The 6,873-nt window shown below is 64.0% G+C and carries 9 protein-coding genes; 5 read left to right on the forward strand and 4 right to left on the reverse strand.

Going from position 1 to position 6,873, the window contains the following annotated elements:
• The first annotated feature begins 65 nt into the window (after window positions 1-65).
• Window positions 66-704, forward strand: a complete 639-nt coding sequence (locus ACL03I_RS08465; protein ID WP_364426132.1) for a hypothetical protein — start codon at window positions 66-68, stop codon at window positions 702-704.
• A gap of 291 nt (window positions 705-995) precedes the next feature.
• Here the strand turns inward: ACL03I_RS08465 and ACL03I_RS08470 are convergent, their stop codons facing one another.
• Window positions 996-1,289, reverse strand: coding sequence for a hypothetical protein (locus ACL03I_RS08470; protein WP_355073792.1), 294 nt, complete (start codon window positions 1,287-1,289; stop codon window positions 996-998).
• 516 nt (window positions 1,290-1,805) lie between these two features.
• On the reverse strand, window positions 1,806-2,186 hold the full coding sequence (locus ACL03I_RS08475; protein ID WP_412805585.1) for a hypothetical protein: 381 nt from the start codon (window positions 2,184-2,186) through the stop codon (window positions 1,806-1,808).
• A gap of 17 nt (window positions 2,187-2,203) precedes the next feature.
• On the opposite strand from ACL03I_RS08475, the gene ACL03I_RS08480 reads away from it, so the two are divergent.
• Entirely contained in the window at window positions 2,204-2,965 is a 762-nt protein-coding gene (locus ACL03I_RS08480) for a dienelactone hydrolase family protein (RefSeq protein ID WP_412805586.1), read from the forward strand.
• A gap of 31 nt (window positions 2,966-2,996) precedes the next feature.
• Here ACL03I_RS08480 and ACL03I_RS08485 read toward each other — a convergent pair whose 3' ends face one another.
• Both ACL03I_RS08485 and ACL03I_RS08490 read right to left on the reverse strand, forming a co-directional pair.
• Window positions 2,997-3,542, reverse strand: coding sequence for a hypothetical protein (locus tag ACL03I_RS08485; protein WP_412805587.1), 546 nt, complete (start codon window positions 3,540-3,542; stop codon window positions 2,997-2,999).
• A 340-nt stretch (window positions 3,543-3,882) separates the two neighbouring features.
• The gene (locus tag ACL03I_RS08490; protein ID WP_412805588.1) at window positions 3,883-4,278 is read right to left on the reverse strand and encodes a YciI family protein; all 396 of its coding nucleotides are present in this window, start codon (window positions 4,276-4,278) and stop codon (window positions 3,883-3,885) included.
• Window positions 4,279-4,472: 194 nt separating this feature from the next.
• On the opposite strand from ACL03I_RS08490, the gene ACL03I_RS08495 reads away from it, so the two are divergent.
• Genes ACL03I_RS08495 through ACL03I_RS08505 form a run of 3 tightly spaced genes read left to right on the forward strand, consistent with a single transcriptional unit; the run spans window position 4,473 to window position 6,821 of the window.
• A complete protein-coding gene (locus tag ACL03I_RS08495) occupies window positions 4,473-5,015 on the forward strand; it encodes a VOC family protein (RefSeq protein WP_364426121.1) in 543 nt (180 codons plus the stop codon).
• Window positions 5,016-5,054: 39 nt separating this feature from the next.
• Complete coding sequence (locus tag ACL03I_RS08500) at window positions 5,055-5,963, forward strand: VOC family protein (RefSeq protein WP_412805589.1); 909 nt, start codon at window positions 5,055-5,057, stop codon at window positions 5,961-5,963.
• Window positions 5,964-5,966: 3 nt separating this feature from the next.
• Window positions 5,967-6,821: an alpha/beta fold hydrolase gene (locus ACL03I_RS08505; RefSeq protein ID WP_412805590.1), complete on the forward strand. Its 855-nt coding sequence runs from the start codon at window positions 5,967-5,969 to the stop codon at window positions 6,819-6,821.
• The last annotated feature ends 52 nt before the right edge of the window (window positions 6,822-6,873 follow it).

The raw sequence follows: 6,873 nt of genomic DNA on the forward strand, positions 1-6,873 counted from the left end.
CATTTTCGCGACCATTTCGTAATGTATCGGTGACCTATTCTCGACTGTAATCGGTAGCCGACATCATGCCTGGTCAACACCGTAAACGGACCGCAGCCCGGAAGCTCAGTGCCCTGGCCGTATGCGGCATCGCCGCAGCCCTCGCCGTCGTGTTGTGGGCGGTATCGCGACCGGGCCTGGAGGCTCGGCATGCCGCAGCGGCCGATTCGCCGCCGTCGGCCGCCGTCGCGCCGCCGACCAGCGTGCCGTCGATCACTCGGCCGACAGCGGCGGCGTCCGCGGCCGAGCAACCACCACCGTCGGCCAGGGAGGCTGCGCAGCACCTGCCACCACCGCCTCCCCCTGTACCGTGCTCGACCGAACTCGCAGGCACGCGGCCGCACGTGGCGCAGGTGGGCAACCTACTCAAGAAGACGTTCGCCGTCGCCGACATCGGCGGCGCCATCGGCCGTAGCGACGGCGACCACGGCGCAGGCTTGGCACTCGATCTCATGACACCCGATTCCGCGCGGGGCGACGCGATCGCCGAATACGTGCTGGCCAATCAGCAGCGTTTCGGTGTGACCTACGTGATCTGGCGGCAGCGGTACAACGATGGCAGCGGTTGGTCCTATCTGGAAGACCGCGGGAGCCCGACCGCCAATCACTACGACCATGTGCATGTGTCGTTCGACAAGGCCGCCCAGGGGGACGTAGCCTGCTGAACTTCATTCGGTGGGTGGCCCGAAAAAAGTTCGTGCCGTCCGGCGACTTCGCCGGGCGGCACGAACCTGTGTTCAAGGAAGCTCAGCGCTCGCAGCACTGGGAGCTGTCTCCCTAGCGGGCAAACGGAATCTTGGGGTCCACCGCCGCATCTGCTTCGATGCGGCGAATCGACTAGTTCAGCTGTAGCAAATTCACCGCTGTAGTGCGGGCCGCGGGGTGGAGCGGAGCGGCGCAGGGAAGTCCGGCCCCGAAGGGGCAGACGGACGATGCGGTGACCTACCGAGACCGGATCAGGAGGCGGGCTTGGGCTGGGTCAGGTCCCGGATGCCGGTGATCGCATCGATGACGTTGACGACGGCGGAGGTGCCCCCGTCGAGGGCCGAGCTGCCGGAGTCCAGCATGGCGGAACCGGAGGACGAGCCGGCCGAACCAGTGGACGAGCCACCGTCGGCCGAACCCGAGGCCAGGCCCGCGGAACCGGTGCCGGCGGCGGAGTGGGCGGCGGAGGCCACCGCGACCGGGCCGAAGAACAGGGCAGCGGCGGAGACGGTGCTGGCGGCGAGAAGGGCCTTACGAGAGAACATCTACGGAGCTTCCTTTCACAGTGGGATAACGACGCCATCACGGGCGCACCAGCAACGTTAAGAAAAAGAAATCTACAAATCCACTTCTATTGCTGTGGTAATCATCACCGTTAATAGTTGGCTAACTGAATATTTTGCCGAGGTAACACAAATTGATCTTCATCCCCCGGTGAAGTCGATGATCAAATCGAATCGATTTCTCGACACCCCGCGTATCAACGTGCGGCGGAGTCGATCTCGCGGTGCGCTTCCATTCTGTTCGGCGTGAGTCGAGCCGACGGCACACTCGGCGCCACTCACCTGTGTCGTCCGGTTTGACCTGCTAGGGGACGGGTCGCACTGTGGTATGTCGGTACAATTTCGCATCCGATGCACGTCCTGCGGCGGCTCTCCCGGGCCCAACCGATGCATTCGACTACCGAACGCCCCTCAGGTCGATCCATCCAAGTGGAAGCATGCTCTCCGGTTTCGGTCGACTATTGCGCAAATCTGCGGATCCTCGGCGTCGTGATCGCTTTATGGCGCAGAAATAAACACGTCTTCTGCAAATATGCAGACAATGCATGAGCCTGGACGGACTGTTGTTGAAGATGAAATCGGCGACTGCATCCCGTTACGGACCTGCCGGATGTGCTGGCTGGTGCCGCTGAGACCGCCCTGGGGCTTGGTGTCGACGTGATAGACGAGCATGCCGCCTGCGCTGAGGCCGCACAGCATGATCGGCCGGTTGTCCCGGTCGTGTGCGGTGCGGTCGACGAGAAGGTTGACCCAGTCGTCGATGATCGGGTTCGCGTCGGGCTCGACCGCTCCCGCCCCTGTCTCGGCTCGATACTCCGACGACCGGTAGTCGAGTCGAATCGGCTGATCTTGAATGGGGTATGTTCGAAAGGCTGGCATGGCAGGAGGATTCGAGGGTGACCGCAGTGAACGGTATGTCGGTCGACGTCCGGACATCCGACGGTGTCGCTGACTCGTATGTCGCCTACCCCGACGATGGCGCCGCCCATCCGGGAGTGCTCGTGATTCAGGACGGTTTCGGACTGCGGCCCAGCCTGCGATCACTGGCCGATCATATTGCCGCCCATGGCTACACCGTTCTGCTGCCGAACGCCTATTACCGGCACGGGCGTGCGCCTGTGATCGAGCTGCCGGACTTCATCGACCCGGGGGAGCGGCCGGAGATCTTCCAACAGGTCTTCCCGATGATCCGCGAGCTGACCCCGGAGCTCCTGCGTTCGGATGTCGGCGCATATCTCGAGTGGCTGGCAGCGTCGCCGCAGGTCATAGCGGGAAAGGTCGGCGTCACGGGTTACTGCATGGGTGCGCGGCTGGCGGTGCTGACCGCCGCCATGTTCCCCGATCGGGTTGCGGCGGTGGCAGGATTCCACGGCGGACCGCTGGTGACCGACACCCCGGACAGTCCGCATCTCACCCTCGGAAACATCACGGCGGAACTGTATTTCGCCCACGCGGGCGAGGATCACCACATGACTCCGGAACATATCGCCCTGTTCGACAAGGCGCTGGATGCCGCCGGTGTCCGCCACCGCACCGAGGTCTACGAGGGTGCCCAACACGGCTACACCCAGGCCGATACCTCCGCACACGATCCCGAGGCCGATGAACGGCACTACCGCGAACTGCTGGCCCTGTTCGACCGCAATTTGCGCCGCTAGCCGGGCTCAGCCGACCTCGCGGAAGCACCTGTCAGGTCGGCGGCGCGTGTCGGATGCCCCGCCATCCTAGCGGGAATCGGATCCCAGAGGCCTGGACGTCGTGAATCAGCTGCGCGTAGCCTTCGCAGACCTCACCGAGATGAAACCATGCCTCGTGCCGCACGTCGTTGTCATCGACGTGTAGCACCGTCCACCACGCGTTGGCATAGATCTTTGCGATATGGCTGATCACCTCTCCCAGGGAATGGGTGTGCCTGCGCGCTCCGGGGGCTCTCGGAACATGGACGAACGCCCACGAATCGATCTCGCTGACGATCTCGGCAATGTCGATGTGGACGCGGGCTTCATCGAATTCGGCGGGAAGACGCGTTCGATTCAGGCGCACTGGGATCAGTGCCGCGTGCAGATCGCCCAACTCCCTAGCCCACTCGATCAGCGATGATCCTTGCGTAAGGTGACCAGCGATCGCCGCCAATAACTGATCAGGCCCGAGCAACGGTGCTTTTTCTTCCTCCGGATCGCCGTCGTCGCGCGGCCGGAGTGGTTCGGCTCGGGAGCAGAAGACCGTGGCGGTCATCGTCGCACCTCATACCGAGGCGCGATGGAGGTCGGTGCGGTTTCTTCGGCAAGGTGAACCGCGTGGCGGAGTCCCTGACCATGAGCTGCGCCGGAGGTGAATTCGACGCGTTCGTCCAAGCGTCCCACTGGAGTTCCTTCAACCGGGTTTTGCCGTTGCTGTCGATGGCGGTCGTCGCCGATGACCAGTGCGGACGGTGGAGATCTGCCACACCTTGATACCTGATCGACCATTGTCAGCAGAGTGTATACACTATGACATCAGGAAATGCGCTCGTCAACGGTTCTATGCCTGAAGGCGGTGGGAGTGCGACGAGATGCGAGCTCGAAGGGGTCCCCGCTCAATGCCATTCGTAGGTGCCGCGGCCGAGTGACAGGCGCATCGAAACGCTGCCCTCGTTGAGGCGCCACCGATGAACGACGAAGCTGCGCAGACCCGCCGTGACGAACGGATCCGCTGACGCGATGGCGGTTGCGTCGGCTTCGTCGGAGGCGCGCAAGACCGTGACGCCCGATCCCGGACCGGTGCCGGGGCCGCTGACGAGGGGGCCCGACAGGAAGACGACGCCGCGTTCCTCGAGGTCCAGCAGCCAGGCTATGTGCGCGGGGGCGAGGGCGGCGATGTCCTCGGAGGTCGTCCCGGCCGAAGGGGTGGAGGTCACCATCCAGTAGTCCCGGCCCAGGAGCAGTGAGGGGTCGGGGGCGTCGCGATCGGTGGCGGGAGGCAACAAACTCATCGCATAACTGTATGCAATTTCCGTGCGACAGCAACATCCGGAAGAGCCTTGACAGTAAAAGTGCATACACATTACGGTCGGACGCGTAGCGAACAGGAGTGACGCCACCTGCGGACTCCTCGGCCGGGCCGTTCCAGGAGCACTCGATCGACCAGCACATGACCCGGCCGCCACCACGGGAAGGAAGATTCACTATGCCGATCGCTGAACTCGGTCATTTCGGAGTTTTCTGCGATGACCTGGAAGCCAGTACAGCGTTCTACCGCGACGTCCTCGGACTGACGGTCACCGACGAGGACCTGAATCTGGGCATGCGGTTCTTCAGTGCCCGGCCGAACTTCGAACACCACGAGTTCCAGCTCGTCGAAGGCCGGACCGTGGCGCGCGCCGACGAGAACACCAAACTGATTCAGCAGGTCTCGTTCCGGGTCAATCATCTGACCGAGTTGATCGAGTTCCACCGCAGATTCATCGAGCACGATGTCGACTTCGACATGATCGTGACGCACGGCAACGCGTTCGGCATCTATTTCTTCGATCCCGAGGGCAACCGTTGCGAGGTGTACTGGCAGACCGGACTGCCCGCCCGCCAGCCATTCCTGGCAGCGATCGACCTCACCGAACCGATCGAGAAACTGCTGGCCGACAACGCGGCGCTGGTAGCTCGGTACGGGGAGACCGGCTATCTGCAGCCGGGCCTGGTGAAGAACCTCATCCCGGACGCGATCGACTCCTGACACCGTGCGTTCGGCAAGTTTCCACAGGAGAGAACACCCATGATCACGCTGACCGACATCGCCTATGTGCGGTCAGGAGTCGCCGATCTCAGGACCGCCGTCGACTTCGCGACCCGCATCGTCGGTCTCGAACTCGCCGGTGAGACCGAACCAGGGGTCGCACACCTTCGCGCCGACTCCCGCCACCACTGTCTGGCTTTGGTCGAGGGGGTGTCGGGGGTTCTGGCCTCCGGGTTCACCGTCGCCGACACGGATGCGCTGGAGGCTGCCGAGAACGAACTCGAGCACGCCGGTTTCGCCGTGCGGCGCGGGTCGAGGCAAGAGGCTCGCTCGCGACGCGTGGCCGAGTTCATCGGCTTCGACGATCCCTTCGGCAATCGCATCGAGCTGGTCAGCCAACAGGAGACGATCACCCGCCCCGTCGCTTTCGCTCGGCCGGCAGGCATCACGGAGTTCGGGCACCTCTGCCTCGACGCACCGGATGTGCACGAGGCCTACCGGTTCTGGAACGGGCACTTCAACGCCCGCGTGTCGGATTGGATCGGCGACGCCGCGTGCCTGATGCGGATCGATCCCGTCCACCACAAGCTCGCCGTATTCCAGGGCGAGAGCGCTGGTCTGTGCCACATGAACTTTCAGGTGGAGTCCATCGACGACGTCTTCCGTTCCTGGCACTTCCTGCGGGAACGCGAAGTCCAGATCGAAATGGGCCCTGGTCGCCACCCGCAGTCGACAGCGGTGTTCCTCTACTTTCTCGGTCCCGAAGGCTTCACCTACGAATACTCGTTCGGGGTGCGTCGCATCGAGGACGACGCGGCTTGGCGACCGCGCACGTTCGATCCGGATGAACCCGGCTCGATCGACATGTGGCTGGGTCCGGTCAAGCGGGTCTCCACGCAGCACGCGGCCTCGATGGCCGGAACCCGACCCGCCCCGACGAGGAGTTAGCAAGTGGCCGTGATCACCAGCGATCATCCGACCGCATCGATACGCGAAGTCGATGGGGTGCGCACCGCTGTCATCGACACCGGGGAGCCGGCAGGCGAGAGCGCGCAGCCGCCGGTGCTGCTCCTGCACGGATCCGGTCCCGGCGTGAGCGCCGCGGCCAACTGGCGTCCCGTGCTGCCGTCCCTGTCGCAGAGCCGGCGCGTCATCGCCCCCGATCAGTTGGGCTTCGGTGGCACAGCCACCGGTGAGGCGCGCACGTGGGGCCGACAGGCGTGGACCCGGCACGCACTCGCGCTCATGGACGAACTCGGCATCGAGACCTACGACATCATCGGCAACTCGATGGGCGGGGCAATCGCCTTGTCACTCGCGGCCGAGCGTCCGCAGGCCGTTCGTCGGCTCGTCCTCATGGGCTCGATGGGTGTCGCGATGGCGCTACCACAAGGGCTCGACACCGTCTGGAACTACCGGCCAGGAATCGAGAACATGCGCGAGATCATCGGGCTGTTCGCCTACGACCGGGGGCTGATCACCGATCAGCTGGTCGAAATGCGATACGGGGCAAGTGTCGAGCCCGCCGTCGCGAAATCGTGGGAAGCGATGTTTCCCGAACCGCGCCAACGCTGGGTCGACGACCTGGCCCTGTCCGGTGCCGAGTTGACCCGGGTGGCGCAGCCGACCCTCATGATTCACGGGCGAGACGACCGGGTGGTGCCGTGGAAGGAATCCTCGGGGGCGTTGCTGGAACTTCTTCCTGACGTCCGGCTGCACGTGCTCGGCAACTGCGGCCACTGGACCATGATCGAGAAGACCGCCGAGTTCCTCGGCGTCGTGGAACCGTTCCTGTCCGATGCCTGACCTCGCTCGATGTGGCTTTCTGTGGGGAAGTCATCGATGGAAGAAGGAGTTG

Source organism: Nocardia sichangensis, from assembly GCF_047200615.1.
GTDB lineage: Bacteria > Actinomycetota > Actinomycetes > Mycobacteriales > Mycobacteriaceae > Nocardia > Nocardia sichangensis.

Bases quoted from the DNA above. Each gene is read 5' to 3' on its own strand.
- ACL03I_RS08465 (WP_364426132.1), top strand. From the start codon at position 66: ATGCCTGGTCAACACCGTAAACGGACCGCAGCCCGGAAGCTCAGTGCC.
- ACL03I_RS08470 (WP_355073792.1), bottom strand. From the start codon at position 1,289: ATGTTCTCTCGTAAGGCCCTTCTCGCCGCCAGCACCGTCTCCGCCGCT.
- ACL03I_RS08475 (WP_412805585.1), bottom strand. From the start codon at position 2,186: ATGCCAGCCTTTCGAACATACCCCATTCAAGATCAGCCGATTCGACTC.
- ACL03I_RS08485 (WP_412805587.1), bottom strand. From the start codon at position 3,542: ATGACCGCCACGGTCTTCTGCTCCCGAGCCGAACCACTCCGGCCGCGC.
- ACL03I_RS08490 (WP_412805588.1), bottom strand. From the start codon at position 4,278: ATGAGTTTGTTGCCTCCCGCCACCGATCGCGACGCCCCCGACCCCTCA.
- ACL03I_RS08495 (WP_364426121.1), top strand. From the start codon at position 4,473: ATGCCGATCGCTGAACTCGGTCATTTCGGAGTTTTCTGCGATGACCTG.
- ACL03I_RS08500 (WP_412805589.1), top strand. From the start codon at position 5,055: ATGATCACGCTGACCGACATCGCCTATGTGCGGTCAGGAGTCGCCGAT.